Annotated in this window: 26 protein-coding genes and 1 other annotated feature; of the genes, 10 read left to right on the top strand and 16 right to left on the bottom strand. The window is 55.3% G+C overall.

Translation table 11 applies throughout. From position 1 onward, the window contains the following. Window positions 1-14 precede the first annotated feature (14 nt). From C8D90_RS10870 to C8D90_RS10915, 10 genes are all read right to left on the bottom strand, one after another. Window positions 15-1,316, bottom strand: coding sequence for an inosine/guanosine kinase (locus C8D90_RS10870; RefSeq protein WP_115458464.1), 1,302 nt, complete (start codon window positions 1,314-1,316; stop codon window positions 15-17). 72 nt (window positions 1,317-1,388) lie between these two features. Next, window positions 1,389-2,357 (bottom strand): ferrochelatase, encoded by a 969-nt coding sequence (gene hemH, locus C8D90_RS10875; RefSeq protein WP_115458465.1) that lies wholly within the window; start codon window positions 2,355-2,357, stop codon window positions 1,389-1,391. Window positions 2,358-2,603: 246 nt separating this feature from the next. Further along, window positions 2,604-3,248: an adenylate kinase gene (gene adk, locus C8D90_RS10880; RefSeq protein ID WP_115458466.1), complete on the bottom strand. Its 645-nt coding sequence runs from the start codon at window positions 3,246-3,248 to the stop codon at window positions 2,604-2,606. A 204-nt stretch (window positions 3,249-3,452) separates the two neighbouring features. Continuing rightward, complete coding sequence (htpG, locus tag C8D90_RS10885) at window positions 3,453-5,321, bottom strand: molecular chaperone HtpG (RefSeq protein ID WP_115458467.1); 1,869 nt, start codon at window positions 5,319-5,321, stop codon at window positions 3,453-3,455. 136 nt (window positions 5,322-5,457) lie between these two features. Beyond that, window positions 5,458-6,063, bottom strand: coding sequence for a recombination mediator RecR (gene recR, locus C8D90_RS10890; RefSeq protein ID WP_115458468.1), 606 nt, complete (start codon window positions 6,061-6,063; stop codon window positions 5,458-5,460). Next, the gene (locus C8D90_RS10895) at window positions 6,063-6,392 is read right to left on the bottom strand and encodes a YbaB/EbfC family nucleoid-associated protein (RefSeq protein WP_115458469.1); all 330 of its coding nucleotides are present in this window, start codon (window positions 6,390-6,392) and stop codon (window positions 6,063-6,065) included. Before C8D90_RS10895 ends, recR begins: the two co-directional genes overlap by 1 nt. A 48-nt stretch (window positions 6,393-6,440) precedes the next feature. Beyond that, on the bottom strand, window positions 6,441-8,480 hold the full coding sequence (gene dnaX, locus C8D90_RS10900; RefSeq protein WP_115458470.1) for a DNA polymerase III subunit gamma/tau: 2,040 nt from the start codon (window positions 8,478-8,480) through the stop codon (window positions 6,441-6,443). Then, window positions 7,047-7,111, bottom strand: a sequence feature (DnaX frameshifting element). It overlaps the preceding gene by 65 nt. Window positions 8,481-8,735: 255 nt before the next feature. Next, the gene (locus tag C8D90_RS10905; protein WP_230473002.1) at window positions 8,736-9,335 is read right to left on the bottom strand and encodes an Ail/Lom family outer membrane beta-barrel protein; all 600 of its coding nucleotides are present in this window, start codon (window positions 9,333-9,335) and stop codon (window positions 8,736-8,738) included. 285 nt (window positions 9,336-9,620) lie between these two features. Continuing rightward, a complete protein-coding gene (gene apt, locus C8D90_RS10910) occupies window positions 9,621-10,172 on the bottom strand; it encodes an adenine phosphoribosyltransferase (protein WP_115458471.1) in 552 nt (183 codons plus the stop codon). A gap of 159 nt (window positions 10,173-10,331) precedes the next feature. Next, a complete protein-coding gene (locus C8D90_RS10915) occupies window positions 10,332-10,712 on the bottom strand; it encodes a DUF454 family protein (protein WP_115458472.1) in 381 nt (126 codons plus the stop codon). Window positions 10,713-10,772: 60 nt separating this feature from the next. On the opposite strand from C8D90_RS10915, the gene priC reads away from it, so the two are divergent. The 3 genes from priC to rsmS all read left to right on the top strand — a co-directional run bounded on the left by priC (window position 10,773) and on the right by rsmS (window position 11,908). After that, window positions 10,773-11,312, top strand: a complete 540-nt coding sequence (priC, locus tag C8D90_RS10920) for a primosomal replication protein PriC (RefSeq protein WP_115458473.1) — start codon at window positions 10,773-10,775, stop codon at window positions 11,310-11,312. Between the two features lie 179 nt (window positions 11,313-11,491). After that, window positions 11,492-11,740: a GlsB/YeaQ/YmgE family stress response membrane protein gene (locus C8D90_RS10925; RefSeq protein ID WP_115458474.1), complete on the top strand. Its 249-nt coding sequence runs from the start codon at window positions 11,492-11,494 to the stop codon at window positions 11,738-11,740. A gap of 9 nt (window positions 11,741-11,749) precedes the next feature. Further along, window positions 11,750-11,908: a pleiotropic regulatory protein RsmS gene (gene rsmS, locus C8D90_RS10930; RefSeq protein WP_115458475.1), complete on the top strand. Its 159-nt coding sequence runs from the start codon at window positions 11,750-11,752 to the stop codon at window positions 11,906-11,908. A 70-nt stretch (window positions 11,909-11,978) separates the two neighbouring features. Here rsmS and mscK read toward each other — a convergent pair whose 3' ends face one another. The 3 genes from mscK to acrR form a co-directional block, all read right to left on the bottom strand. Next, window positions 11,979-15,341 carry a mechanosensitive channel MscK gene (mscK, locus tag C8D90_RS10935; protein WP_230473003.1) on the bottom strand — a complete coding sequence of 1,121 codons (3,363 nt, stop codon included), beginning with the start codon at window positions 15,339-15,341 and terminating at the stop codon, window positions 11,979-11,981. A 143-nt stretch (window positions 15,342-15,484) separates the two neighbouring features. After that, window positions 15,485-15,841: a DsrE/DsrF/TusD sulfur relay family protein gene (locus C8D90_RS10940; RefSeq protein ID WP_115458477.1), complete on the bottom strand. Its 357-nt coding sequence runs from the start codon at window positions 15,839-15,841 to the stop codon at window positions 15,485-15,487. Between the two features lie 38 nt (window positions 15,842-15,879). Further along, window positions 15,880-16,554, bottom strand: a complete 675-nt coding sequence (acrR, locus tag C8D90_RS10945) for a multidrug efflux transporter transcriptional repressor AcrR (RefSeq protein ID WP_115458478.1) — start codon at window positions 16,552-16,554, stop codon at window positions 15,880-15,882. A 144-nt stretch (window positions 16,555-16,698) separates the two neighbouring features. Between acrR and C8D90_RS10950 the strand changes: the two genes are divergently transcribed. The 4 genes from C8D90_RS10950 (at window position 16,699) to ykgO (ending at window position 21,644) form a co-directional block, all read left to right on the top strand. After that, on the top strand, window positions 16,699-17,883 hold the full coding sequence (locus tag C8D90_RS10950) for an efflux RND transporter periplasmic adaptor subunit (protein WP_115458479.1): 1,185 nt from the start codon (window positions 16,699-16,701) through the stop codon (window positions 17,881-17,883). A gap of 55 nt (window positions 17,884-17,938) precedes the next feature. Further along, window positions 17,939-21,088, top strand: coding sequence for a multidrug efflux RND transporter permease subunit AcrB (locus tag C8D90_RS10955; RefSeq protein WP_115458480.1), 3,150 nt, complete (start codon window positions 17,939-17,941; stop codon window positions 21,086-21,088). A 145-nt stretch (window positions 21,089-21,233) separates the two neighbouring features. Continuing rightward, the gene (locus tag C8D90_RS10960) at window positions 21,234-21,485 is read left to right on the top strand and encodes a type B 50S ribosomal protein L31 (RefSeq protein ID WP_115458481.1); all 252 of its coding nucleotides are present in this window, start codon (window positions 21,234-21,236) and stop codon (window positions 21,483-21,485) included. A gap of 18 nt (window positions 21,486-21,503) precedes the next feature. Continuing rightward, entirely contained in the window at window positions 21,504-21,644 is a 141-nt protein-coding gene (gene ykgO / locus C8D90_RS10965; RefSeq protein ID WP_115458482.1) for a type B 50S ribosomal protein L36, read from the top strand. Window positions 21,645-21,692: 48 nt separating this feature from the next. On the opposite strand, the gene C8D90_RS10970 is transcribed toward ykgO, so the two are convergent. From C8D90_RS10970 to C8D90_RS10980, 3 genes are read right to left on the bottom strand one after another with little or no spacing between them, the layout of a single operon-like run. Further along, on the bottom strand, window positions 21,693-22,580 hold the full coding sequence (locus tag C8D90_RS10970; protein ID WP_115458483.1) for a metal ABC transporter substrate-binding protein: 888 nt from the start codon (window positions 22,578-22,580) through the stop codon (window positions 21,693-21,695). A 27-nt stretch (window positions 22,581-22,607) separates the two neighbouring features. Beyond that, a complete protein-coding gene (locus C8D90_RS10975) occupies window positions 22,608-23,450 on the bottom strand; it encodes a metal ABC transporter permease (protein WP_115458484.1) in 843 nt (280 codons plus the stop codon). Beyond that, window positions 23,450-24,166, bottom strand: coding sequence for a metal ABC transporter ATP-binding protein (locus tag C8D90_RS10980; RefSeq protein WP_230473004.1), 717 nt, complete (start codon window positions 24,164-24,166; stop codon window positions 23,450-23,452). Before C8D90_RS10980 ends, C8D90_RS10975 begins: the two co-directional genes overlap by 1 nt. Window positions 24,167-24,841: 675 nt before the next feature. Here C8D90_RS10980 and tomB point away from each other — a divergent pair. From tomB to C8D90_RS10995, 3 genes are all read left to right on the top strand, one after another. After that, window positions 24,842-25,210 (top strand): Hha toxicity modulator TomB, encoded by a 369-nt coding sequence (gene tomB, locus C8D90_RS10985; RefSeq protein WP_115458485.1) that lies wholly within the window; start codon window positions 24,842-24,844, stop codon window positions 25,208-25,210. A gap of 24 nt (window positions 25,211-25,234) precedes the next feature. Continuing rightward, the gene (locus C8D90_RS10990) at window positions 25,235-25,438 is read left to right on the top strand and encodes an HHA domain-containing protein (protein WP_115458486.1); all 204 of its coding nucleotides are present in this window, start codon (window positions 25,235-25,237) and stop codon (window positions 25,436-25,438) included. 772 nt (window positions 25,439-26,210) lie between these two features. Beyond that, window positions 26,211-26,972, top strand: a complete 762-nt coding sequence (locus C8D90_RS10995) for an N-acetyltransferase (protein WP_115458487.1) — start codon at window positions 26,211-26,213, stop codon at window positions 26,970-26,972. Window positions 26,973-26,998: the final 26 nt, after the last annotated feature.

The raw sequence follows: 26,998 nt of genomic DNA on the forward strand, positions 1-26,998 counted from the left end.
CGTCCCGCTCTTTCCTACCGTTCCCAGTACGACTCTTCCAGACTGTCTTCCCGTTCCGGCAGACCGCGGGTTAAACGCGGCGAGTGTTGGTTCAGCACCTGATAACTGACGCGGTTGGCATATTTGCAGACCTGCGCCAGCGAAGAATAGGTCAGGTAAATACGCTGATGCTTGCTGGAGTTCGGCACGTTGGTGCGGTGGTAGCCGTTGGCGGCGATATCATGCAACAGGGCTGACAGCGCGCCGTCACCGGCGCCGTTGGTGTTCATGATGCGCTCCGGGCCGCCCATATAAGGCGCGATGTGGGAGTAGATCTTCACCGGCGTCTGGCAGTCCGCGCGGCGCATGGCGCGGCTGAATTCGTACAGGTTGAATTCCGGAATAACGCCCGGCAGCAGCGGATGCTGGGTTTTGCGCTTCCCGTTCTCTTCGGTATAGCTTGCCATGTACAGCCCTACCGGCCCGGCGGTGCACAATACCAGGTCTACCCATTCCAGCGCTTTATCCGCCGCCGCCAGCGGATCGGCAAAACCGGTCAGCGCCTGCCCTTCTTCTTCATTCATCGCCACGATGCTGATGTGGTCGCGCAGGAAGTCACGCCACCATTGCGGATCGTCGGCAATCACATAGCGGGTGCCCAGCGTCAGCACTACCGGCACATTGTGCTTTTTGGCGTATTCGATAGCCTGCATCGTCGCCTCGCGCATGGGTTCGCCCGGCTTACAACGCACCAGATAGGCGGTCAGCACCAGAGCGGAAGCGCCGGCGATCACATCTTCAGGAATACTTTCCGGACGCAGTTGATTCATCATGCCGGGGCTGATGGCGAAAGTGCGCTCGCCGTTATCGCTGATCAGGGTGAAACAGCGACCAATCGGCCCGTCCACGCCCTGCAAATAGTTGAGATCGGTACGGCTGGAAGTATTGCACAAATAGCGGTAGGCATAGCTGCCGATCCTGACGTCGCGACACATCACGCCCAGCAGCACGGAACGGTCGTCTGCCAGCACCGAGTAGTTATGCAGGGTATTGCCGATAGTGCCGCCGGCAAACTCGTGGGTGATCAGCTTTTTGTCCGTCAGCTCACGGTACAGCGCTTCGGCAACGTCGTCCTCAATCACCAGCGAGTGGCCCAGGCTGAGGCCGTAGCGGTCGATAAAGGAGGCATCAACGCTGGCCTCGATGTCCACCAGCGTCTGGTCGATACCGACAATGTAGGCGGTATCAATGTCGCCCGGCTGCGCCATTTGCAGCAGGGGATCGCGGGCGTTAACGGGAAAGTAGTGTTTGGATTTGCGCTGACCGGGGAATTTCATGGCGACCATCAGAATACGAAAAAGGAGCGGGCAATTTTAGCACACTCCTTTTCGCTGCGTTACCATCCCGCCTTACGCCGGCGGCAACATTTCCAGCACCAGTTGAGCCAGCATTTCGATATGCGCCTCATCATCATTCAGCGCCGGGATATATTCAAAGCGCTCGCCGCCCGCCTCCAGAAAGATATCCCGGTTTTGCACCTGAATCTCTTCCAGCGTCTCCAGGCAATCCGACGCAAAGCCCGGACAAACAACCTGCAGGTGTTTGACGCCCTGCGCAGGCAGCGATGCAATGGTTTTGTCGGTGTACGGCGTCAGCCACGGCTCGCGGCCGAAACGCGACTGGTAGGTCATCAGGTAGCGATCGTTGCTTAAACCAAGCGCAATTGCCACGGCCTGGGTGGTCAGGCGGCAGCGCTGGGGGTAATCGTCCCCTTCGTCGGCATAACGCTGGGGAATGCCGTGGAAGGAGAACAGCAGCCGATCCGGTTCTCCGTGCTGCGTAAAGCTGCGGCGGATGCTTTGGCACAGAGCGCTGATGTAGGCCGGGTGACCGGCGTAATCGCGGCGAAAGCTCAGCGACGGCACATCGCGCCGGTTGGCAAAAAAAGCGGCGACGGCGTCAAACACCGCGGCGGACGTGGAGCAGGAATACTGAGGATACAGCGGCAGCACCAGAATATTACCGATACCGGCGTCGTAAAGACGCTGAACGGCCTGCGCCAGCGCGGGTTTGCCGTAGCTCATCGCCAGTTCTACCGGCAGGTGCGGAAGACGCGCCTGCAGGCCGGCCTGTTGCCGGCGGCTGTACACCATCAGCGGCGAGCCTTCGTCCGTCCAGATAGCCTGATAGAGTTTTGCCACGCGCGGAGAACGCAGGGGCAGAATCACGCCATGCAGCAACGGAAGCCAGAGCGCGCGGGAAACGTCTACCACGCGCGGGTCGCTGAGAAATTCGGCCAGATAACGTTTAACCGCCGCGGACGTAGGAGCTTCGGGGGTGCCCAGATTGACCAGTAAAACGCCGGTTTTTATTTGCACTGCGGTTGCCTCGGGTGTCTAAAAAGTTTCTTACTTTTTTAATAGGCTTATAGCGTGTTTTTATTATTATTCAGGAAATGGCCGCGATAAGGACGGCAGGTGTTCAGGCTTATCATAAATGCCGTACGCCCGACATGCCGGCATAAGCGCCAACGCCTCCGCGCAGCACGGAGGCTGCCGGCGTCCTTCCCGCCTGACGAATCCGTCAGCGGGCCGTAACGCCGGCAAACGCTGTATCAGCGGGAATTAGCCCAGAATTTTTTCAAGCTCGCCGCGCACTTCCGCTACGCTGCGGGTGCCGTCCAGCTTGACATAACGGGTGTTGCCCTGAGCGGCTTCTTTACTGTAGTAGCCGATCAACGGTTCGGTCAGGTCATGGTATTCCACCAGACGCTTGCGCACGACGTCTTCCTGGTCGTCTTTACGGATCACCAGGTCTTCACCGGTGGCGTCGTCTTTACCTTCGACCTTCGGCGGGTTGAATTTGATGTGGTATACGCGGCCGGAGGCCGGGTGCTGGCGGCGGCCAATGATGCGTTCAACGATCAGCTCGTCCGGCACATCGAACTCCAGCACGAAGTCTACGTTGATGCCAGCTTCTTTCATGGCGTCCGCCTGCGGGATGGTGCGCGGGAAGCCGTCCAGCAGGAAGCCGTTGCGGCAGTCGTCCTGCGCGATGCGCTCTTTAACCAGGGCAATAACCAGCTCGTCAGTCACCAGCTTGCCCGCATCCATGATTTCTTTTGCTTTCTTGCCCAGTTCAGTCCCTGCTTTTACCGCAGCACGCAGCATGTCACCCGTGGAGATTTGCGGAATGCCGTATTTCTCCATGATGAATTGAGCCTGAGTGCCTTTACCCGCGCCTGGAGCGCCAAGCAGAATGATACGCATCGCGTAAATCCCCTTAAATGTCATTTTTATAAACTACCAAACGGTAAACATTACCATCAGATGCCGTCCCGGCTCAAGGAAGGGGACTTTGCTGAAACGTGAAACCGGAGAAAACTGCCCCTGGCGGTCGTACGTTTACGAAACTAACGGCGTGTAACGGAAGGAAAAAAATCAGCCCGGCGACAGGGCCGGGCTGATTTCGGGTTATGCCGTCAGCAGTTGGTTCATGCGACGGATAAACAGGTTGGGATCTTCCAGGCTGCCGCGCTCGGCCAGCAGCGCCTGATCCAGCAGCACTTCAACCCACTCGCCGAAGCGGGCGTCGTCGGTTGTGTCAGCGGTGCGTTTCACCAGCGGATGGTCCGGGTTCAGTTCAAAAATATATTTGACCTCCGGCGCGCTCTGCCCCGCAGCGGCGAACAGCTTCGCCATCTGGGTGGTCATCTCGTCGGCATCCGTGGTTACCACCGCCGGCGTGTCGGTCAGGCGGTGCGTCAGACGCACGTCCTTCACGCGCTCGCCCAGCAGGGTTTTCACCCGCTCAACGAACGGCTCCAGCGCTTTTTCAGCGTCTTTCTGCTCTGCGCTTTCCTCATCGGCCAGCTTGTCCAGCGACTCATCTTTCTTGCTCACCGACTGGAACGGCTTGCCGTCGAACTCCGTCAGGTAGCTCATCATCCACTCGTCGATGCGATCGGACATCAGCAGCACTTCAATGCCTTTCTTGCGCAGCAGTTCCAGGTGCGGGCTGCTCTTCGCCGCGGCGTAGCTGTCGGCGGTGATGTAGTAGATCTTCTCCTGCCCTTCCACCATGCGGCTGATGTAGTCCTCCAGCGACACGTTCTGAGCGTCGCTGTCACCGTGGGTGGAGGCGAAACGCAGCAATTTGGCGATGGCTTCGCGGTTGGCGCCGTCTTCCGCCGGGCCTTCTTTCAGCACCAGGCCGAACTGCTGCCAGAATTTTTGATACTGCTCCGGCTCATCTTTCGCCAGTTTTTCCAGCATCTGCAACGCACGTTTGCTCAGCGCGGAACGCAGGTTCTGGGTTACGCGGCTGTCTTGCAGGATCTCACGGGAGACGTTCAGCGGCAGATCGTTAGAATCGACCAGGCCGCGCACGAAGCGCAGGTAGTTCGGCATGAACTGCTCGGCGTCGTCCATGATGAAGACGCGCTGAACGTACAGCTTCAGGCCGTGTTTATGGTCGCGGTTGAACAGATCCCACGGCGCCTGCGAAGGAATGTACAGCAGGCTGGTGTATTCCTGCTTGCCTTCCACCCGATTGTGGCTCCAGATCAACGGATCGCTGAAATCATGCGCGATGTGCTTATAAAACTCTTTGTATTCTTCGTCACTGACGTCGGCTTTGGAACGGGTCCACAGGGCTTGCGCCTTGTTGATTTTTTCCCACTTCTGGCCTTCTTCTTCGCCTTCATTCGTCAGGATTTCTACCGGCAATGCAATATGGTCGGAGTATTTACCGATGATATTGCGCAGGCGCCAGTCATCCAGAAACTCATCTTCCCCTTCGCGCAGGTGCAGGGTAATTTCGGTGCCACGCTCAATTTTCTCGACGTCGGCAACGGTGTATTCCCCTTCGCCGGCAGATTCCCAGAACACGCCCTGGTCGGCCTGCGCGCCGGCGGCGCGGGTACGGACGGTGACTTTGTCCGCCACGATAAACGCGGAATAGAAACCGACGCCGAACTGACCGATAAGCTGGCTGTCTTTCGCCTGATCGGAGCCGATCGACTCCAGAAATGCCTTGGTACCGGATTTGGCGATGGTACCCAGGTTGTCGATTACTTCGTCGCGGGTCATACCGATGCCGTTGTCGCTCAGCGTCAGGGTACGATTTTCACGATCGACGGAGATGCGCACGCGCAGCTCGCCGTCTCCCTCATACAGAGAGGGCTCGGACAGGGCGCGGAAACGCAGTTTGTCTGCGGCATCGGAGGCGTTGGAGATCAATTCACGCAGGAAGATTTCTTTATTTGAATAGAGTGAGTGGATCATCAGATGCAGAAGCTGTTTGACTTCGGACTGAAAACCACGGGTTTCTTGGCCTTTCATAGCGTATCGTCTACCTCTTGCAGGTTTGCGCTCAAAACAAAATGGGTTAACGGTAGAAGAATGGGGGTGCTGCGTTGTATTTCAAGAGGAAAAAGAGGAAAAGTTTACTGCGGCGCCTGATTTCCGGCGCCGACGTTCAGAATTTTACCGGATGACGCCCGGCCAGCGAATGAGAAAGCGTCGTACCGTCCACCATCTCCAGCTCGCCGCCAACCGGCACGCCGTGGGCGATGCGGCTGGCCATAACGCCATGCGCGGCACACATTTCCGCGATGTAGTTGGCGGTCGCGTCGCCCTCTACCGTCGGGTTGGTCGCCAGAATGACTTCGCTGATCGATTCGACTGCCAGCCGCTCTTCCAGCCGATCCAAGCCGATATCCTGCGGGCCGATGCCGTCCAGCGGGGAGAGATGCCCCATCAGGACGAAGTAACGTCCGGCAAACTGCCCGGTCTGCTCGATGGCGTGAATGTCCGCCGGGCTTTCCACCACGCAGATCTGACCGTTCTGCGCCCGGCGCGTGTTGGTACAGATCGTACAGACATCCTGCTCGGTGAACGTGCGGCAGTCGCGGCAGTGGCCGATTTCCGACATTGCGCGGGTCAGCGCCTGCGCCAGGCGCATCCCGCCGCTGCGATCGCGTTGCAGCAGATGGAACGCCATGCGCTGTGCGGATTTCGGGCCGACGCCGGGCAAGCAGCGCAACGCCTCCATCAGTGACTCAAGAAGCGGGCTGGTCTGCATCAGAACGGCATCTTGAAGCCGGGCGGCAGTTGCATACCGCTGGAAACCGACGCCATTTTCTCTTTCTGCGTCTCTTCGATGCGGCGGGCCGCGTCGTTGAACGCCGCAGCGACCAAATCTTCCAGCATGTCTTTGTCGTCTTCCAGCAGGCTTGGGTCGATCTCAACGCGGCGGCAGTTATGCGCGCCGTTGATGGTGACCTTCACCAGGCCCGCGCCGGATTCGCCGGTCACTTCCAGTTGAGCGATCTCTTCCTGCATTTTCTGCATTTTGTCCTGCATTTGCTGGGCCTGCTTCATCAGGTTGCCCAATCCGCCTTTACCAAACATAGTGCTCTCTCTTTGACGTGGGCCGCACGATCGACGTCGCGCGACGGGTTAAACGGGGCGAATGCTCTCTTCGTCCAGCTCGGCGTCGAACAGACGCCGCAGGGACTGAATATTGCTGTCCGCGACTATCGACTGACGCGCCTGCGCCAGTTTCTCTTCGTAGATCGCCTGCCGCCACTCCAGCGGCGTCAGGTGCGAGGCGTCCTCATCCTCCACGACGGTTACCCCGACGGGGCGCCCGTGGTGCTCGCTCAACGCGGCAGCCAGCGTTTGCTGCGCAGAGGCGGAGTTTAAATGACGTTGCGCCGGGCGTAAATGCAAACATACGTTTCCGTCGGCCTCCTCCGTGCGCCAGGCGTTCAGCGCCAGCTGCTGCACCAGTTTGGGCAGCGGCAGACGGTTAATTTCCTCCGCCCAGGGGTCGCGCTGCGTGGCTTCTTCCGCCAGGCGTGCCGCCAGCTCCGGGGTTTTCTCGTACTCCAGCGCCGCACGCAACGCCTTGGGCGTAGTGACTTCTTTCGGCGTTTGTTCGGTCGGTTTCCCCTGCGCTTTCCAGCGATAAGCCTCTTTTTTGGCCGGCGTTTGGCTCTCTTTTCCGGCCTCCTGGCGTTGTTTACCGCGTTCCGTTACCGAAGCCAGACGTTCAAGCGCAGAGTTCGCCGGACGCGCGGCTGAAGGCGCGGCCGGCTCATTCTTTTTTGGTTCCGTACCGCCCTGGCGACGCAGGCGGCTGCGCGCCTGCAATAGCTGGGCCGTGGCCCCCGAAACGCCCGGCGGCGGTGCGGCCTCAGGCTGGGGCGCGGGAGCGGCTTCCCGCGGCGCCTCATCATGCGGCGCATAGTGCGTCATGTCATAGTCGGACGGCGCGGGCGGCGGCGGAACGTTCTGTGCGACCGCCGGCACCGGGCGCGGCGACGGCGCAGCGGCAACGGGCGCCGCTGTTTGCGGTTGCTGTGGCGCCTGCGCCAGCTGCGGAACCGGCGCCGACTCCGCAATCACCGCTTTCGGGTGGAACGCCAGCGCGCGCAGCAGCGTCATCTCGGCGCCCATACGCCGATCCGGCGCGTACGCCAGCTCTTTGCGCCCCGTCAGCAACACCTGATAAAACAACTGTAAATCCGCCGGCGGAATCGTACGCGCCAGCTCGCGCAGGCGCTGTTCCACCGCCATGTAATGGTTGTCCAGCGCCGTCGGCAGCAGTTGCAGCATGGCAATGCGGTGCAGCAGCGTCAGGATCTCCACCAGCAGGTTTTCCCAGTCCACGCCGCGCTCCGCCGCCTGCTGCACCCGCGCCATCACCTGCGCGCCATCGGCGTTAACCAGCGCTTCGATAATGGCGAGCGGTTGTTCATCGTCCAGCGTTCCCAACATTTGGCTGACGGCTTCGGTCGATACCGCGCCCTGCCCCATGGCGATAGCCTGGTCGGTCAGGCTGAGGGCGTCGCGCATGCTGCCCTCCGCCGCGCGGGCAATCAGTTGCAGCGCACGGGGTTCTGAAGCCAGCCCTTCGGCCTGGGTTACTTTCTCCAGCTGCGCGCGGATTTGTTCGACGTCCAGCGCTTTGAGATGAAACTGCAGGCAGCGCGAAAGAATCGTTACCGGCAGCTTCTGCGGATCGGTGGTCGCCAGCAGGAACTTCACGTGCGGGGGCGGCTCCTCCAGCGTTTTCAGCAGCGCGTTGAAGCTGTGGCGCGACAACATGTGGACTTCGTCAATCAGGTAGACTTTGAAACGTCCGCGCGCCGGCGCGTACTGCACGTTGTCCAGCAGATCGCGGGTATCCTCGACCTTGGTGCGCGAGGCCGCGTCAATTTCCAGCAGATCGACGAAACGCCCTTCTTCAATTTCGCGGCAGTTATCGCATTTGCCGCAGGGCGTCGCCGTAATTCCGCTTTCACAATTCAGCCCCTTGGCCAGCAGGCGCGCAATGGTGGTTTTCCCCACGCCCCGGGTGCCGGAGAACAGGTAAGCGTGATGGATTCGGCCGAGGGAAAGACCGTTCGCCAGCGCGGTCAGAACGTGTTCCTGACCCACAACGTCAGCGAAGGTTTGTGGACGCCATTTACGGGCAAGTACCTGATAGCTCATGAATGTTTTGTCACTGGTAAAAATATGGGAAAGCCGGGTATATCCGCTGCGCCGTCAAACCAGGGCAATAGTTTGTTTTTGTTCATCTTTCATGCCCGAATGCCGGCCCGCGCGTACCCACGGGAACTCAGGTTTATTAGTGTACCAGCATGCGCGTGTTCCGTCCTCACTTTAGGAGACACGGACGTGAAGCGCAAAAAAACGCCGGTGCGAAATGCACCGGCGCAGGATAACGGGGTAAAGCACGGAGGCGGATCAGAAAACGATAGCCAGGATGCCGATGTTAAATCCGTTGATGGAACGTTCCTTACCGTTAATGTCTACGCGTGAGCCTTCATAACCGATATCAATCGCCAGGTTTTCCCACGGGTTGATCTGGATACCGGCGCCATACATAAAGGAAGCCTTCGTCTTGTTGTTACTAGAATTTGACGAACCGACGTAGCCGCCGTTTTGATAATTAGTACGCGAAGAAGAGTAATCGACCTTATTCAGGTTTACGCCGACCATGCCGTATAAACTGAATAAATCATTAATGCGATATGTCGGCCCGACAGCAAGCGAATGATACTTAAGCTTGGTGTGTTCTTTAAAATAGTAGTCCGCGCCGGATTCATTTCTGCCGTCGCTTCCCGCCATATAAGTTAACGAACCCAGAACGCCAAACGGGCTATTTTCCCATTCATAACGATATTTGACGTTAGCGCCATAAATATTTTTAAAATCCTGAACTTTACTTTGCGCATAACCGAACGTCAGGGTGTGATGGCCCGGTTCATACGCTGAGGCCAGAGCCGGAGAGCTGCTGCACAGAAGGAGGCCGGTAGCGGCACCCAGAAGCGCGAGTCCTTTCATTGGTAAGCGATTCCTTAGCTAAAATAGGGGGAAATGAATACGCCAATAGAATAAGGAAACATATCGCATAGATCAATCAGGGAGTTCGGTAAACGGAATTATCCATTATCGCCTTACTGCGAATAACTCAGCATCATCCAATCAGTTCGGGCGATTGTCTGAAATAAATATCCAGGACAGAGGAAAATATCGCTGAAAAGAAACACCGTATTAATAAATCATCCGGAGCGGAAATAATCTCTCGCTCCGGAAGCGGTATAACGCCGGCATTTTATTGCGCCGTCATTAATGACCGTCGAAAGAAACCAGACTGAAGCAATGTACACCCTGCGCTTCCAGGCGCGCTTCGCCGCCCAGCGCCGGCAAATCAATGACGAACGCGGCGTCGGTCACTTCACCACCCAGACGGCGCACCAGTTTCACCGTGGCCTCGATGGTCCCGCCGGTTGCCAGCAGATCGTCGATCACCAGCACTTTATCGCCGGGATGAATCGCGTCCGCGTGGATCTCCAGTTTGTCCGTACCGTACTCCAGCTCATAAGACTCGCTCAGGGTAGCGCGCGGCAGTTTGCCCGGCTTACGTACCGGCACGAATCCGACGTTCAGGGCCAGGGCGACCGGCGCGCCGAACAGGAAACCACGGGCTTCGGTGCCGACCACCTTGGTTACGCCGCTGTCTCGGTAGCGATCGGTCAGCAGCTGGATGCTCAGCGCATAAGCCTCCGGCGCCTCCAGCAGACTGGTAACGTCGCGGAACAGAATTCCCGGCTTAGGATAGTCGGGAATGGTCTTAATGCTTTCTTTCAAAAATTCACGTTGTTGGGATGTAACGGTCATAGATTGTTGCCTGAAAAACACCGGGTGCGGACTAAACGCGAACCGCCGGAATCCCTTCACCCTCGGGTGATACAGGGATGATGAAAAAGGAGGCAAGCCGCGCACGAAAACGCTCAAATCTATTCAAACTGACACGCAAATGCAACTAAAGACAACAGCTCAGCGCATTTTTTCTTGCTCTGCATCAAGAACCGGCAGACGCCACATCACGCTGAGTAAAATCAGCAAAATGGCCAGCAGCAGCAGCCGTACCCACCAAAGCTTAATCAGCCACAGGGAGACGGAAAAGGTGATAATAATCACAATGACGGCCTTGGTTTTAGCACCCCGTGGCAACGCCCGGTGTTTCTGCCAGTGACGCAGCCAGGGGCCGAACCATGACCGATACAGCAACCAGTGGTGAAAACGGGGCGACGAACGGGCAAAACACCAGGCGGCCAGCAGTAAAAACGGCGTGGTAGGCAGCACCGGCAAAAGAGCGCCCAGACAAGCCAGAGCAAAGGCCAGCCATCCTGCGATTATCAGTCCTATGCGCCGCATCTGTGTTAACCTTGTCTCCGCCCCATTCTCTGCCACGTTTATAACCGCTAAGGAGCCTTTGTGTCGAGCCATCCGCTGATTCAAACGCTGGAGCAACAGTTCGCCCAACTGGCTCACGCCCTGGAAAGCATTGCCGACCAGCCTGCGGCGAAAGCACGCTTTGACCGCGCGCTGTTCAGCGCGCACGGCACGCGCCTGCGCGATTATCTGGCGGAAACCCGCGCCAATCTGGAACAGCTGGCGCGCGCCGTGGAGGGGAAACATATGGCGCAGACGCGTTTCCTGGCAGAACGCATCGTCGCGCAAATCGCCGCATTGCGGCGGGAAGAAGCAACGCAGGCGCTGCGCCGGGCGGAGCCGGTTACGCCCGCCCGCGACAGCGGAGATCTTTATCAAAAGCTGGCGCAGCATCAGGACTATGAACGCCGCCTGAAAGATATGATCGCCGACCGCGAAAGCCGCCTGTCCCAGTGCACCACGCTGGCGCAACAGCAGAATTTACAGCGGGAAATCGTGGCGCAGGAAGGACGTTTGGCAAGATGTCGCCAGGCGCTGGGCAAGATAGAAAAACAAATAGAGCGCTATGAACGGGGATTTTGACGACAATAACCACGTTTAGGTTATGGGTTTGAAACTTATTTCAGTACGTTATCGCGCCATTTAAGTGTTAGGCTTTCTTCCGCATTAATAAAGGGATTTTTTTCAACTATAATTATCCTGACTCCGTTTAAAGCACGTACGGGGGATTGATAATTGCTTCATTTGTGGGAGATGTACATATGGGTCTGATTTCATGGATCATCCTGGGTTTGATCGTCGGTATTCTGGCCAAGTGGTTTATGCCCGGCAAAGACGGCGGTGGCTTCATTATGACGGTGATTCTTGGGGTTGTGGGCGCACTGGTCGGCGGCTATATCAGTTCATTCTTCGGTCTTGGCACCGTCACCGGGTTTAATTTCAAAAGCCTGATTATCGCGATTCTCGGCTCCATGCTGGTGCTGTTTATCTACCGTAAGATCAAAAGCTGATAGTCAGCCATGTCTCTGGAACAAGCTCCCGCTGAAGTTCAGCTTGCCGTGGATTTGATTTATCTGCTGGAAAGCAATGAGGTCGAGCCTGAGGTTGTTCTGGCCGCGTTGGATCTCATCAGGAAAGACTATGAAGCCAAACTGCGGCAGCGCGACGTTGCTTCCTGAGATAACGGCTTAACATAACGAACATATATCATGCCAGTCAGCGCGTTGCCGACTGGCATTTTTTATGGCCTTAAGGCGCGCAATCTCCGGCGTCGGCGTCCTTCTTCGTCAGGCTGACTTCTTTGACTTCGTTCCCCTGCTGGTCATGCAGGTAAACCTCCAGTTGGTTAAACGCAATGTTGATCCCGTTTTCACGGCACAGCTGATCAATCCGGCGGTTCAGCTCATCCACCACATAGCTGCGATCACGCAGTTCCCGCACGTACAGACGCAGTTCGTGATCCAGCGTGCTGGCCCCGAACGCCAGGAAAAACACCATCGGCTCGGGATCGGTCATCACCCGCGGGTTTTCTTTCGCCGCCTGCAACAATACCTGCTTCACCTTCTCCAGATCGGAGCCGTACGCCACGCCGACCTTGATCAGCACGCGGGTCACGGTGTCGCTGAGCGACCAGTTGATCAGCCGTTCCGTCACGAATGCCTTATTGGGAATGATGACCTCTTTGCGATCGAAGTCGGTGATGGTGGTGGCGCGGATACGGATTCTGCTGACCGAACCGGAAAAGTTGCCGATGGTTATGGTGTCGCCAATGCGTACCGGGCGCTCAAACAAAATAATCAGGCCGGAGATGAAGTTACCGAAAATCTCCTGCAATCCGAACCCCAGCCCGACCGACAGCGCCGCCGCCAGCCATTGCAGTTTGTCCCACGATATTCCCAGCGAACCGAAGAAGATCACCACGCCAATCACCATGATGACGTAGGTCAGCACCGTGGTAATGGCATACGATGAGCCCTGCCGCATGTTCAGGCGCGACAGAATCACGACCTCCAGCAAGCCCGGCAGGTTGCGCATCAGGATATACACCACCACCGCGGTGATCAGGGCAAAGAGAACGTTGCCCAGCGTTACCGCCTGCACCACGGCGCTTCCCCCGCTCGTGCTGCTGTAGTTCCACAGGCTGACGCTGTCGAGATAGGCGATCACGGTCACCAGATCCGCCCAGATCCAGTACAGTATGCTGGCAAAGGCCAGAAACAGGACCATGGTGGTTAACCGCAGGGACTGCTCATTGATTTGATCCATCGCCAGGGGCGGTTCTTCCACCACGTCATTCCCTTCAGCCCCTTCACGCACCACGGCGTTACTCTGCCGCCGCGCCAGCGCCCGCCGGTAAGCCAACCGCCGTGCGGCAACGCTTAATCCGCGCAGCGCCGTGTAGTAAATGATATTCCAGACGATCAGCAGATACATGCTGTCAATCCAGCGCCCGGCCAGGCGCAGCGCCGTGTAGAAGTAGCCGCAGGCGGTCAGGACGATCAGCACCACCGGGGCCAGCGCCAATGCCGTCACCAGCACCAGCCGGACGGTATGCGCTCCCTTCTCCCGCCAGGCGTCGCGGCACATGGGGAAAACCAGCACGCTCAGCGTCGCAAGCGTAAAGAAGATAACGATCTGGCCGAACACGTCCGTACTCAGCCGCAGCGGCGCTTTTTCGCCCAGTACCGACCAAAAGATCAGCGGCAGCAAAGCCAGCCCCAGGCGGCGGGTTTGCCGCCGGTAGTGGGCGCACATGGCGGCGGAAATATTGAAGTGCCGTTCAAACACGCTGCCCGGCGCCAGCATGTTGTATGTCAGCCCGATAACGACCCAGAACAGAGCGAACTGCCACGACAGTTCCCACAAAAAGGCGCTGATGCTGAAATCGGAGCGGTACATCCAGAAACCGAGCGTCAGAATCACCGACGCGCCGGGAAGTACCTTCAGCAGCGTCAGCGCAATGGCCTTCGGCGTATGCAACTGCGTATCGCGCTTTAACTGCCCGACTTCATCCGCCAGCGTTTGCAGTGACTCGTCGATCTTGCGGTAACGCCAGCGCAGCACCCCGAGAACCAGCAGCAACGGAAGCAGTACAATCAGCACCTTCAGCGCGCCCTGAACCAGATCCTGCGTTTTAACGCTGAAGTGCATGTCGCTGAACTGCGCTTTCAGCGCACCCGGCAGTTCCTTAAACCACGTCAGGTTAATCGGCCGGTTACTGCTGACCCAGAAAATTTGCTGCGTCAGGGTTTTTTGCAGATAGTCGTTTACGTTCGTCAGCTGTTTTTGGTTGATTTGCAGGCTGATCGCGGCCGCCAGCTGGTTCCCCAGTTGCCGGTTCAGTTGGTCCAGCAGGTCGCGGCGCGCGTCGATGATTTGCCCCAGCGCGTCCGTAATGTCCTCCGTGGACTTCTCTTTGCTTTCGGCAAGCAGCCCGGCGATATATTCATCGTTGCTTTTAAACAGCGCGTCGCGCTGTTCATTCACGGCAAACTGTTCCAGACGTAAATCGGCGATGCGCGAAGCAACGTCCAGCGTCAGTTTTTCCGTCGGCAAGCTTTGCTGTTGCTGGTAAAGAATGCGTGACAGCAGCAAACTGCCCTTCAGCACCGAGATTTGCTCTTTAAGGTTTCGCTCGGACTGAAGTGAACGATCCAGCCAGTTCTTGACCCGGAAGTTTTCCTGCGACAGTTCATTCAGCCCTTCTGTCGCCTCAATCAGGCGCTTGCTGAGTTCCCGGTTGGTTTCCAGCTCCCGTTTGACCAGGGGGTCCTGCTGGATATCCACAACATCGGTCCCCGTCTCCTGGACCTCTTTCGCCGTATTTTCAGAGATCGTCAGACGTTTATCGCTGGCCAGCCGCCGGGCAAGCTGCAACATGTGTTCTAGCTGCGCGAGATGCGCCGTGGTGTAGTCCCGCTGTTTTTGCAGGGAGTCCTGCAACGCCGTGTTGGCCTCGAGGCTGTGGCGCTGAAAATCCAGCGTCTGGTTCAGCAGCGCCAGTTGAGTATTCAGCATACTCTGCTCGGTCAGGCGCAGGGTGGAAGGGTCCGACAGTTGATTACGGATTTGCTGGATCTGCTGCGCGGCGTTCAGCATCGTGCCCTGCACCCGCTCCGGCTGCGTCTGTAGCGCGATAAGCTGGCTGTTGAAGGCAGAGAGGTTGAGCTGATCGTCCTGTACCGCGTCCATGGCGTCGCTGATACGCTGTTCAAGCTGCCTCAGCGACAGCTTTTGCAGCGACGCCAGGATCTGTTCGTCCGTCTCGCCGTTGCGCAGCGCCTCCAGGCCGTCGATGGCCTGCTGCTGCTTCACCGGCGCCTGGCGGATCTGCTGTTCCAGCTGCTTGCTCTCTTGCTTCACGCGCTCCGTCGCGTCCAGGAATTCAAGCACGCGCAGTAAGTCACGTTGAGATAACTTTTCCTGCGGCGTCAGCACCTTTTGCTTGTTAAGCAGATCGAGCTGCGACTGAACGTCGGCGCGGGAAGGTACGTCAGAATTCAGTTGCGGGGCCGCGGTGGCCGTTTCCGTCGCCAGCGTGAAAAATAAGGCGGCAGAGAAGAACAGACATAGCACGGTACGGGCGCGTCTGAAAAAGAGACCGTCGGACATAAACAAGGATCGCATGGTCAAAAAGGGAAGCCAGCGTACCATGAAGCGGGCGCGGCGATGAAGGGGCAATCGGTAATGAAACGTACAATAAAACAGGACGGATTACGGCGCTTTGGCGGTAAAACGCCGTAACCCGATAATGATCAAAACGTTAACACTTTATCCGCATCCAGCGTCCATTCCGCCAATTCGACCAGCGTACCGATTTCGACTCCCCCGATCAGCGGTAACTGGCTGATGCCGCGGGCATCTGCGCAGGTTTTACACAGTTTTACGGGAACCGACTGCGCGGTCAGAATTTCAATCATTTGTTGCAGATTATAGCCTTCGCCCGGCTTCTGCCCCTTCAGGCCGGCAGTAACCGCGTCTGACATCAGAAACAGCCGCAGCGACATGTTCCCGCCCTGCTGTTCCTGCATCGCCAGCGCCAGACGCAGGGCGTTGAACAGCGACTCGTTGCCGTAGCCGGCGCCGTTGGCGATTAATACAATTTTTTGCACGTTCTGCCTCTCCTCATCTCAAACCGATTACTATTGCGTCACGGCCGCGTCACGGCATCCGGCTTCCCGCCGTGAACAGGCGCGGCGCACATTGCCGGGCTAAGGCGCAGCATGTCGAGAAAACCATCGATCAGCAACGCTGCCTCCGCTTTTAAATCAAAATGTTCCGGCGTAAACAGCCAGTTTTCCATGATACCCGTCATAAACGAACGCAACGCCACCGCCGCCCGGTGAATATTCAACCCACGCGGTAATTGTTGCTTTTCGATACATTCGTGCAGGACGATTTCAATCTTGTCGTAACCTTCAATACAAATACTTTGGTGAATATCACGCAGTAACAACATCTCCCCTACAAATTCACATTTATGAAATATAATTTCCATCAATGCCTTGCGTCGGGGGTCGTCCACTGTCGTAACCAAAATGTAAATCAATATCTCCCGGAGAATCTGAAGTGGATTATCGGGAAAGATTGATTGATACTCTGTTTCCAGTGTGGTGATTTCAGGTTCTGTGGAGGCCCAGATTTCATTCAGTAAATCAGCCTTGTTTTTAAAGTGCCAGTAGATGGCACCGCGCGTCACCCCTGCGGCATTTGCAATATCCGCCAGGGAGGTGGCTGACACGCCCTGTGCGGAAAATACGCTTATCGCAGTTTCAAGGATTTTACCCCGTGTTTCCTGGGCTTGCTGTTTGGTTTTTCGTGCCATGGCGCTGTGTTTTTTGGGGAGTCGTGATTTACATACATTCTTGCATGTATGTAACATATCACGCAGTTTTAATTAGCGCAGTAATGGGTTTCACGCTTTTAGATGTATTGCCCATGTATGTGTTCGGACTCTTGAGGTTTTCCTATGAAAAAAAGCAGAGGGTTAACGCCTCTGGCGGCCGTGCTAATGTTTTCTGGCAGTGTATTGCTCCTTACAGGATGTAATGACGAAAAAGCCCAGCAACCTCAGCGGGCCGCACCGGAAGTTGGCGTCGTTACACTGAAGACAGCGCCGCTGAACGTTATCACCGAACTCCCGGGCCGTACGTCACCCTATCGTGTGGCGGAGATTCGCCCCCAGGTCAGCGGTATCATCCTGAAGCGTAACTTTACGGAAGGCAGCGACGTGCAGGCAGGTTCTTCCCTGTATCAAATCGACCCGGCTACCTACCAGGCGACTTACGACAGCGCGCGCGGCGATCTCGCCAAAGCCGAAGCGTCGGCGCACCTCGCCCGGCTGACGGTTAAACGCTATACCCCGTTGCTTGGCACCAAATACATAAGTCAGCAGGATTATGACAACGCGGTCGCCACCCAGCGTCAGGCGGACGCCAGCGTCGTAGCAGCCAAAGCGGCGGTGGAAACCGCGCGCATCAACCTGGCCTACACTAAGGTCACGTCGCCGATCACCGGCCGCGTCGGTCTGTCGACGGTCACCGAAGGCGCCCTGGTGAATGCTAACCAGGCCAACGCGATGACCACCGTGCAGCAGCTTGACCCGATTTACGTTGACGTTACCCAGTCCAGCACTGACTACCTGCGCCTGAAGCAGGAGCTGGCCTCCGGCAAGCTTCAGCAGAAAGACGGTAAAGCCAGCGTCGAACTGGTGATGGACAACGGGCAGGTTTACGCCCATAAGGGAACGCTTGAGTTCTCTGACGTCACCGTTGATGAAAGCACCGGCTCCATCACGATCCGCGCGGTCTTCCCTAACCCGCAGGATAACCTGCTGCCCGGCATGTTCGTGCGCGCCCGTCTGGACGAAGGCGTAAACAACGATGCCCTGCTGGTTCCGCAACAGGGTGTGACGCGTAACCCACGCGGCGATGCTACGGCCATGGTGGTCGGCGCCGACAACAAAGTGGAAACGCGGACCATCGAGGCGGCACAGGCTATCGGCGATAAGTGGTTGGTCACCAAAGGCTTGCAGGCAGGCGATAAGGTTATTATCACCGGTTTGCAGCGGATCCGTCCCGGCGTTCAGGTAAAAGCCGAGGAAGTGGATACCAATGCGCCGGCTAACGCGGCGGCCGATGGCGAGAAGAAGTAATCTTTCGCGGCATTAATGCGGAACACAAAATTAAGAACTAAGGAGCCAGTATTTCATGGCTAAATTCTTTATAGATCGCCCGATTTTTGCCTGGGTTCTGGCCATCATTTTGATGTTGGCAGGCGGTCTGGCAATCCTGAAGCTCCCGGTAGCGCAGTATCCGACGATCGCCCCGCCGGCGGTTGCGGTTTCTGCTAACTATCCGGGCGCGGATGCGCAAACGGTGCAGGATACCGTCACGCAGGTTATCGAACAGAATATGAACGGTATCGATAACCTGATGTACATGTCCTCCACCAGCGACTCATCCGGCAGCGTGACCATTACGCTGACCTTTACCTCTGGTACCGATCCGGACATTGCACAGGTACAGGTGCAGAACAAACTGCAACTGGCAATGCCGTTGCTGCCGCAGGAAGTGCAGCAGCAGGGCATCAGCGTTAAGAAGTCCAGCAGCAGCTTCCTGATGGTAGCGGGCTTCGTGTCTGAAGACGGCAGCATGACGCAGGACGATATCGCGGACTACGTCGCTTCCAACATCAAAGACCCGATCAGCCGTACCGAAGGGGTGGGTGACGTTCAGTTGTTCGGCGCGCAGTACGCCATGCGTGTCTGGCTCGACCCGAACAAGCTGAACAACTACCAGCTGACGCCGCTGGACGTACTGAGCCAAATCAAGGTGCAGAACGCGCAGATCGCCGCCGGTCAGTTGGGGGGAACCCCGCCGGTACCCGGCCAGCAGTTGAACGCCTCTATCATTGCGCAAACCCGTCTGAATACCCCGGAGCAGTTCGGTCAGATTCTGATGAAGGTGATGCCTGACGGTTCACGCGTTCTGCTCAAAGATGTGTCGCACATAGAGCTGGGCGGTGAAAGCTATAACGTCGTCGCCCGTTATAACGGGCAGCCTTCCGGCGGTTTGGGGATTAAGCTGGCAACCGGCGCCAACGCGCTGGATACCGCCTCGTCGGTGAAAGCCGAACTGACCAAGCTGGAGCCGTTTTTCCCGCATGGCCTGAAAGTGGTTTACCCGTACGACACCACGCCGTTCGTACAGATCTCTATCAACGAAGTGGTGAAAACCCTGTTGGAAGCGATCGTGCTGGTGTTCATCGTTATGTATCTGTTCCTGCAGAATCTGCGCGCTACGCTGATTCCGACCATCGCGGTGCCGGTGGTGCTGTTGGGAACATTCGCCATACTCGCGGCCTTCGGCTTCTCGATTAACACCCTGACCATGTTTGGTATGGTGCTGGCGATAGGCTTGTTGGTGGATGACGCCATCGTGGTGGTGGAAAACGTCGAGCGTGTGATGGTGGAGGACGGCCTGCCGCCCAAAGAAGCCACGCGTAAGTCCATGGGGCAGATTCAGGGCGCGCTGGTCGGTATCGCGATGGTGCTGTCGGCGGTATTTATCCCGATGGCGTTCTTCGGCGGTTCAACCGGTGCAATCTACCGTCAGTTCTCCATCACCATCGTTTCCGCCATGGTGTTGTCGGTACTGGTCGCCATGATCCTGACGCCGGCGCTGTGCGCCACCATGCTCAAACCGCTCGACAAAGATCACCACGAGAAGAAGTCCGGCTTCTTTGCCTGGTTTAACGAGAAGTTCGACCAAAGCACGCACCACTATACCGACAGCGTGGGCAACATTCTGCGCGGAACCGGTCGTTACTTGGTGATCTACCTGTTGATCGTCGTCGGCATGGGTCTGCTGTTCCTGCGACTGCCCAGCTCCTTCCTGCCGGAAGAAGACCAGGGCGTGTTGCTGACCATGGTGCAGCTGCCTGCCGGTGCGACGCAGGAGCGTACCAACAAGGTGCTGGAGACGGTCAACGACTACTACCAGAAGAATGAGAAGGACAACATTGCCTCGGTCTTTACCGTAAGCGGCTTCGGCTTCAGCGGTCAGGGCCAGAACAACGGCCTGGTGTTCGTCAGCATGAAGCCCTGGGATGAGCGTCCGGGGAAAGAAAACAAGGTCTCGGCCATCGCCGGGCGCGCAACTCAGGCGTTCTCCAAGATTAAGGACGGTATGGTCTTCGCCTTTAACGTCCCGGCCATCGTGGAACTGGGTACCGCTACCGGCTTTGACTTCGAGCTGATTGACCAGGCGAACCTTGGTCATGAGAAGTTAACTGAGGCCCGTAACCAACTGTTGGGTATGGTGGCTCAGCATCCGGATGTCCTGGTGGGCGTGCGTCCTAACGGCCTGGAAGATACGCCGCAGTTCAAGATCGAAATCGATCAGGAAAAAGCGCAGGCGCTGGGCGTGTCGATTTCCGACATCAACCAGACACTGTCGACCGCCCTCGGCGGCACCTACGTCAACGACTTTATCGATCGTGGTCGTGTGAAGAAGGTGTACGTACAGGCGGAAGCGAAGTACCGTATGTTGCCGACCGATATCAACAACTGGTACGTGCGCGGCAGCGGCGGTCAGATGGTGCCTTTCTCCGCGTTCTCCAGCTCACGCTGGGAATACGGTTCACCGCGACTGGAGCGTTACAACGGTTTGCCTTCAATGGAAATCCTGGGTGAAGCCGCACCGGGCAAGAGTACCGGTGAAGCGATGAACATGATGGAGGAGCTGGCTTCCAAGCTGCCGTTAGGTATCGGCTTCGACTGGACCGGCATGTCTTATCAGGAACGTTTGTCCGGTAACCAGGCGCCTGCACTGTACGCCATTTCGTTAATCGTGGTGTTCCTGTGTCTGGCGGCGCTGTACGAAAGCTGGTCAATACCGTTCTCCGTTATGCTGGTCGTTCCGCTCGGCGTACTCGGCGCCCTGGTAGCGGCAACGCTGCGCGGTATGGAGAACGACGTGTACTTCCAGGTGGGCTTGCTAACCACCATCGGGCTTTCGGCCAAGAACGCGATATTGATTGTCGAATTCGCCAAAGACCTGATGGATAAAGAAGGCAAAGGGCTCATCGAGGCGACGTTGGAAGCGGTGCGTATGCGTCTGCGTCCGATCCTGATGACCTCACTGGCCTTTATCCTGGGGGTATTGCCGCTGGCAATCAGCTCCGGCGCAGGTTCCGGCGCGCAGAACGCCGTAGGTACCGGCGTTATGGGCGGGATGATTTCCGCGACCGTACTGGCGATTTTCTTCGTACCGGTATTCTTCGTGGTGGTTCGTCGTCGCTTCAGTAAGCGCGGCGAAGATATTGAGCACTCACATCCCGTTGAACATCATAAGTAATCGTCGATAACGTCTTACGATCAAGGCCACCTTCGGGTGGCCTTTGTTTTATTCTCTTCCACCACACTCTCCCCTCCCCTTGCATTTCCCGGTTTCAGCACTCATAATATAGATATGTTATAACATAACAATCAATGAGGGCGTTATGAAACCACGTATTCATCCTGACTACCGCACTGTTGTTTTCCATGACACAACGGCCGACGAATTCTACAAAATCGGTTCGACGATCCAGACCGATCGCACCATTGAACTGGAAGGGAAAACCTATCCCTACGTCACGCTGGACGTCTCTGCCGCGTCTCACCCGTATTACACGGGTAAGCAGAAGGAATATGCCAAAGAAGGCAGTGCAGCCCGCTTCCAACAGCGCTTCGGGCGTTTTATCAACAAATAAGCTACACCGGGGTTATTCATGCAGGTATTAAGCTCATTGCGCGCCGCGAAACAGCGCCATCCTGATTGTAAAGTCGTCAAACGACATGGGCGTATTTACGTGATATGCAAGTCAAACCCGCGGTTTAAAGCGGTTCAGGGAAGGAAGAAAAAACGTTAATTCCTGCCTCTCGTTGTTTTAATTAGCCCCGCACACGCGGGGCTTTTTTTACTCTTTACCCAGCATGCTGTTAATCAGCGTCCTGACGTTATGTTTGAACGCTTTCAGGTAGGTGCCCGCCGGTTCTTCGTCTGCGGTTAATGCCTCCGGATAAAGTTCGCCTCCCGGCTGCGCGCCCGTCGCGCCGGCGATCTGTTTCACCAAGCGCGGATCGGTCTGGCTTTCAATGAAATAACGGGAAACATGCTCCTGTTTAATCTGCCTGATTAAATCAGCCACTTTACCGGCACTGGCCTGCGTGTCGGTGGAGTAGCCGAGGGGAGAAAGAAACGTCACGCCGTACGCCTGCCCGAAGTAGCCGAAGGCATCGTGGCTGGTCAACACCTTGCGCTGAGCCGGCGGAACGTGGGCAAATTGCGCCAGGGTTTCGTGATCCAGTTGTTCAAGCTGCCGGATATACGCCTTCTCCCGTTGTTGAAAATAGGCGGCTTTCCCCGGCTCTTTTTCCGCCAGCGCACGGGTAATGTTTTGCGCATAGATAACGCCGTTACTGAGGCTGTTCCAGGCATGCGGATCGGTCAGCATTTTCCCCTCCTCCTGCATTTGCCTGGCTTTCACGCCGGTTGAAGTCACCACCACCTCTCCCCGATAGCCGGAAGCCATAATCAGGCGTTCCATCCATCCTTCCAGCCCGAGGCCGTTGATGAAAACAATATCCGCGTGAGCCAGGAGTACGCTGTCTTTCGGCGCAGGTTCAAATTCATGCGGATCGCCGCCGGGGCCGACCAGCTCCGTCACCCTGACCTCTTCGCCGCCAATCTGATGCACCATGTCCCCTAACACGGAAAAGCTGGCGACAACGTTAATCGGGCGCGCCAGCAGTGCGGTGCTAAATAGCATGCCTCCCACCAGCAGCCCCGTTTTTAATAAATGCATAGTATTTCCTCTGTGTGTTTTAGGTTATTACGCTCTGAAAATGCCGCCGCAACGGCCGAAACAAACGGAAAAACAGAATGCCAGCGCCGCGGTAAGTACGATGGCTGGCCCGGCTGGAAGGTGGGCATAAAACGACCATTCCAGGCCGATAAGGCTGGACAGGATGCCGGTTATCACCGCGATGGCGATCAAGCCGGACAGGCTGTTGCTCCAAAAACGCGCGCAGGTCGCCGGTAACACCAGCAGCCCGACGGACATCAGGGTTCCCAGCACCTGAAATCCGGCAACGAGGTTCAGAACCACCAAGCCAAGAAACAAAACATGCACCGGCAGTTGCCAGCGCCCGGCGCCGACGCGCAAAAACGTTATGTCGAAAGAAGCAATGACCAGGGCACGAAAAATTACCGCCAGAGCCAACAGGGAGAATGAGCAGATCGCGCCAATTTGCAGCAGGGAAGCGCCGTCGATCGCCAAAACAGAGCCAAATAACACATGCAGCAGATCGGCGTTAGAACCGCGTACGGAAACCAGCGTGACGCCCAGCGCCAGCGAGCCCAGATAAAATCCGGCAAAGCTGGCATCTTCTTTTAGCGCCGTACGCTGGCTGACAAGGCCGGAGAGCAGAGCAACGGCCAGGCCGGCAATAAATCCCCCTGCGCCCATGGCTACCAGCGACATGCCCGACAGCAGGTAACCCACCGCAACGCCGGGGAGAATGGCATGAGACAGCGCATCACCCACTAACGTCATGCGCCGGAGCAACATAAAAACACCCAACGGCGCCGCACTCAGGGAAATAGCGATGCATCCCATCAACGCGCGGCGCATAAAACCGAAATCGGCAAAAGGCATCAATAGCTCATACAACATCACTGCACGCTCCCGCCGCGGACGCCTTCCATCTGAAGGCAAGACAGCACGCTTTCCGCCTTTCCCCACAAAAAGCCGCCTTCCCGCAGCCACAGCACATCGCTGAAGCGGCTTTGCACGCACGCTAAATCATGCAGAACACAAATCAGCGTCACGCCATTGCGTTGTAGCTCCGTCATGATGTTCAGCAACACGCTGACCGTTGGCGCATCAACGCCGGTGAATGGCTCATCCAGCAAAACCACGGAAGATTGCTCAAGCAGCAGACGGGCAAAAAGCAGGCGCTGCAACTGACCGCCGGATAACGCCCCAATTACGGTACGACGGAAAGGCAACATGCCGACGCTTTCCATAATGGCTTGCGCCTGATATCGCTGTTGGCGGGAGATTTCGCGCAGCATGCCGCAGCTGCGCATAAATCCCATAAGTACCAGGTCCTCTGCGCATAACGGGAAGTGACGATCAAACTCCGATATCTGGGGTAAATATCCCGGGTTCATCCGGCCTCCGGCATCAAATACAATTTGTCCGGATAGCGGCGGTAATAAGCCGGCAAGGGTTTTTAACAACGTCGACTTGCCGGCCCCATTGGCGCCGATAACGGCCGTCATTGTTCCTGAATGAAATACGCCGCTAAGGCGTCCTGTTTTACCGGGGTGTTTGCCGTACCCGGTGACCAACGCATCCAGAGCAATCATGGCAGCGATATCGCCCATAGGATGCCGCTCCACAGAAGCACCAGCAAAACGCCGGCCAGCAGGCCTCTCACGAGCACGGAGGTTGCAAACAGGCTGCGACAGAGAACTGAATATTGATTGAGCACAGCGAAATCCAATATGTTATAACATAACAATTATTGAAGTGCATTTTGCCGTAATCCACAAGCCGTCTGAATACAATAAAATGTAACAAAAAGAACAAAAACCATTACCATAATAAAACCATTGGATTTACATTAACGTAACCTTATGAAAATGTTGAAATCTGATGATTTAATTATTCCTAAACACGGGGGACGGGAAAAATGAAGAGGATGTGTAATAATTAAATACGTAGATGAATTGTTTAAACAGAATCACGCCTTTTCCTATATAATAGGTTGTTGTTTTGCATACGCTAAGCTATAACCTCAGGAAGGCTGTGACGATGATATAAAAGTCACCGGCGCGGAAAAACCATGAATCGTCTGATATCATCTCCGCTGACACAAAACGCTTAGGCGTTTGAGTTAATATTTGTTATGATCGTGCCGTAATTGTGGTATGTTTAGGTGCATAGTGCTTTGTCAGCCATTATGTTGTTTTTCGTCTCGTATTGTCCTGATTGTCATTATTCAGATTAATCATCGAGTTTTCTTTGCTCACAGGATGTTAGCTTGACGGAGGCATAATATGGATGAATATACGTTACATCGTCATGATTTAGCCGAGTTAAAATATCTCTGCAGTATATTGTTTAATCAGGGGATGGCCGCCCTGGATGACAGCAACCACGGCTGGGTAAACGATCCCACCTCGGCTGTTAGCCTTCAGTTAAATGAACTGCTTGAGCATATATCTACATTCGGCTTGACATTTCGCCTGAAACATCCTCATGATTCGGAATTAACCGAATTACTTGATGCATATCTTGACGAAACTTATGATTTGTTCAGTAATTATAGTATTAATGAACAAGCATTAAAGAAATGGTTTAAGGCCAAGGGCAGGATCCTGCGTTATCTGGCCGGGGAGCAGCAGTCTGCTTCCGAATTGAGTTGAATTTGAATATCCGGAGACATATCAATGACAAAAGTTGATTACCTTATGCGTCTGCGTAAATGTACTACGCTGGATACCCTGGAGCGCGTCATCGAGAAGAACAAGTATGAACTCTCTGACGATGAGTTAGAGATTTTTTATTCAGCCGCAGACCACCGCCTGGCTGAGTTGACGATGAATAAGCTTTACGACAAGATCCCGGCTGAAGTATGGCAGTATGTCCGTTAATCAATAATAGATAAACGTTAATACTTTTTCTTTGTCCATTCGCTTGTGACATTATTAGTTTTCGGTGTGTTCCCTGATAATGCAGGTATACCGGGACTGGCTGCATAAAAAAACAGCAGAACAGGCAAGTTTATCAACGGGTGATTCTGAATCCCCTTATTTAGCTATCATCTTTGAATGCATAAAAGTCCATATAGAAACATTATGCTTTAGTTATTCATTGTAGCCTTTAACGATAATCGAGGGAGTTGAAAAGGATAACATCATTTTTCCTTTACTATCTCTGTCGTTATTTTTCTCAAAAATAGAGGGAAGCAAAGCACAAATAGCGTTGTCCCCTTAAACACCCATCATATTCTTAGGGTTGTCGGCTACCCTTTTGGGACTGCCTAAATGGTCGCCGGGTATGCCGACAAACTTTAATCTGCAAGTTAATAACCCCTGAAATACTCTGGCATTATTGCCCTTTGATGAACCACGCATTGTTTATACTGACTTTCAGTATAGGTCTCCTCTGTAATAAGATCCATTTTAACACCAATCAGATTTTGAACCTTTTACACTACTAAGCCGGTTAGCAACTCCAATACTTAACGCAGCTACCGATGTACGGTACAACGGCCCGGGCAGTCATGCACAAGGGGCGTACTCCAAATCAATTTCTCAAATTTTATGTAATGACACTATTTTAGCGCTTTCCTTAAACAGGTGTAATATGTCATTAAAACAGCGCAATATAGAGAGCATATCCCAGCGCTCATAAGAGGCTTACATGAAGAGTGAGTTCATCAACCTGACAACAGAGAACCTCGCGAGTGAACACATATGTTGCATTATCCGCAGTCACAAGCCTCATCAAGGCATTGACGCCAAGCGGCAATGGCTTTCCGCGCGGCTGAATGAAGGCCACGTCTTTAGAAAACTTAATGAAAAAGCGACGGTTTTCATCGAGTATGCTCCCCTTGAAAAAGCCTGGGTTCCCATAAATGGCGACAACTATTACTACATCTATTGCTTATGGGTTTCCGGCGCCCACAAAGGGAAAGGCTATGGAAAGCAACTGATGGAATACTGCCTGAATGATGCCAAAGAAAATGGAAAATCAGGCATTTGCATGCTCGGTTCAAAAAAACAGAAGGCCTGGCTTTCAGATCAGTTGTTTGCAAAAAGCGTTGGTTTCGAGGTCGTTGATACGACAGATAATGGATATGAGTTACTGGCGCTTTCCTTTGATGGGACAACACCCGTGTTTGCGCAAAATGCTAAACAAGAAAAAATCGGGAGCAAAGAACTCACTGTTTATTATGATATGCAGTGTCCTTATGTCATTCAAAGCATTGATATAATTAAAAAATACTGCGAGGAAAACAACATCCCCGCCTCTTTAATCCAAATAGATACGCTGCAAAAAGCAAAAGCGCTGCCCTGTGTTTTCAATAACTATGGTGTTTTTTATCAGGGAAAATTTGAGACAGTAAATTTATTGGACATTGCTTATTTAAAAAGAATACTCAAAAAAGGGGAGAAGAAATAACCATAAAAAACCTTCTCCCTTTTCAC

It is taken from the genome of Enterobacillus tribolii (assembly GCF_003363015.1).
GTDB lineage: Bacteria > Pseudomonadota > Gammaproteobacteria > Enterobacterales > Enterobacteriaceae > Enterobacillus > Enterobacillus tribolii.

Excerpts from the sequence above, each read along its gene's own strand:
- C8D90_RS10870 (WP_115458464.1), bottom strand. The coding sequence starts at position 1,316 with ATGAAATTCCCCGGTCAGCGCAAATCCAAACACTACTTTCCCGTTAAC.
- adk (WP_115458466.1), bottom strand. The coding sequence starts at position 3,248 with ATGCGTATCATTCTGCTTGGCGCTCCAGGCGCGGGTAAAGGCACTCAG.
- htpG (WP_115458467.1), bottom strand. The coding sequence starts at position 5,321 with ATGAAAGGCCAAGAAACCCGTGGTTTTCAGTCCGAAGTCAAACAGCTT.
- recR (WP_115458468.1), bottom strand. The coding sequence starts at position 6,063 with ATGCAGACCAGCCCGCTTCTTGAGTCACTGATGGAGGCGTTGCGCTGC.
- C8D90_RS10895 (WP_115458469.1), bottom strand. The coding sequence starts at position 6,392 with ATGTTTGGTAAAGGCGGATTGGGCAACCTGATGAAGCAGGCCCAGCAA.
- dnaX (WP_115458470.1), bottom strand. The coding sequence starts at position 8,480 with ATGAGCTATCAGGTACTTGCCCGTAAATGGCGTCCACAAACCTTCGCT.
- C8D90_RS10905 (WP_230473002.1), bottom strand. The coding sequence starts at position 9,335 with ATGAAAGGACTCGCGCTTCTGGGTGCCGCTACCGGCCTCCTTCTGTGC.
- apt (WP_115458471.1), bottom strand. The coding sequence starts at position 10,172 with ATGACCGTTACATCCCAACAACGTGAATTTTTGAAAGAAAGCATTAAG.
- C8D90_RS10915 (WP_115458472.1), bottom strand. The coding sequence starts at position 10,712 with ATGCGGCGCATAGGACTGATAATCGCAGGATGGCTGGCCTTTGCTCTG.
- C8D90_RS10925 (WP_115458474.1), top strand. The coding sequence starts at position 11,492 with ATGGGTCTGATTTCATGGATCATCCTGGGTTTGATCGTCGGTATTCTG.
- rsmS (WP_115458475.1), top strand. The coding sequence starts at position 11,750 with ATGTCTCTGGAACAAGCTCCCGCTGAAGTTCAGCTTGCCGTGGATTTG.
- mscK (WP_230473003.1), bottom strand. The coding sequence starts at position 15,341 with ATGTCCGACGGTCTCTTTTTCAGACGCGCCCGTACCGTGCTATGTCTG.
- acrR (WP_115458478.1), bottom strand. The coding sequence starts at position 16,554 with ATGGCACGAAAAACCAAACAGCAAGCCCAGGAAACACGGGGTAAAATC.
- C8D90_RS10950 (WP_115458479.1), top strand. The coding sequence starts at position 16,699 with ATGAAAAAAAGCAGAGGGTTAACGCCTCTGGCGGCCGTGCTAATGTTT.
- C8D90_RS10955 (WP_115458480.1), top strand. The coding sequence starts at position 17,939 with ATGGCTAAATTCTTTATAGATCGCCCGATTTTTGCCTGGGTTCTGGCC.
- C8D90_RS10960 (WP_115458481.1), top strand. The coding sequence starts at position 21,234 with ATGAAACCACGTATTCATCCTGACTACCGCACTGTTGTTTTCCATGAC.
- ykgO (WP_115458482.1), top strand. The coding sequence starts at position 21,504 with ATGCAGGTATTAAGCTCATTGCGCGCCGCGAAACAGCGCCATCCTGAT.
- C8D90_RS10970 (WP_115458483.1), bottom strand. The coding sequence starts at position 22,580 with ATGCATTTATTAAAAACGGGGCTGCTGGTGGGAGGCATGCTATTTAGC.
- C8D90_RS10975 (WP_115458484.1), bottom strand. The coding sequence starts at position 23,450 with ATGTTGTATGAGCTATTGATGCCTTTTGCCGATTTCGGTTTTATGCGC.
- C8D90_RS10980 (WP_230473004.1), bottom strand. The coding sequence starts at position 24,166 with ATGGGCGATATCGCTGCCATGATTGCTCTGGATGCGTTGGTCACCGGG.
- tomB (WP_115458485.1), top strand. The coding sequence starts at position 24,842 with ATGGATGAATATACGTTACATCGTCATGATTTAGCCGAGTTAAAATAT.
- C8D90_RS10990 (WP_115458486.1), top strand. The coding sequence starts at position 25,235 with ATGACAAAAGTTGATTACCTTATGCGTCTGCGTAAATGTACTACGCTG.
- C8D90_RS10995 (WP_115458487.1), top strand. The coding sequence starts at position 26,211 with ATGAAGAGTGAGTTCATCAACCTGACAACAGAGAACCTCGCGAGTGAA.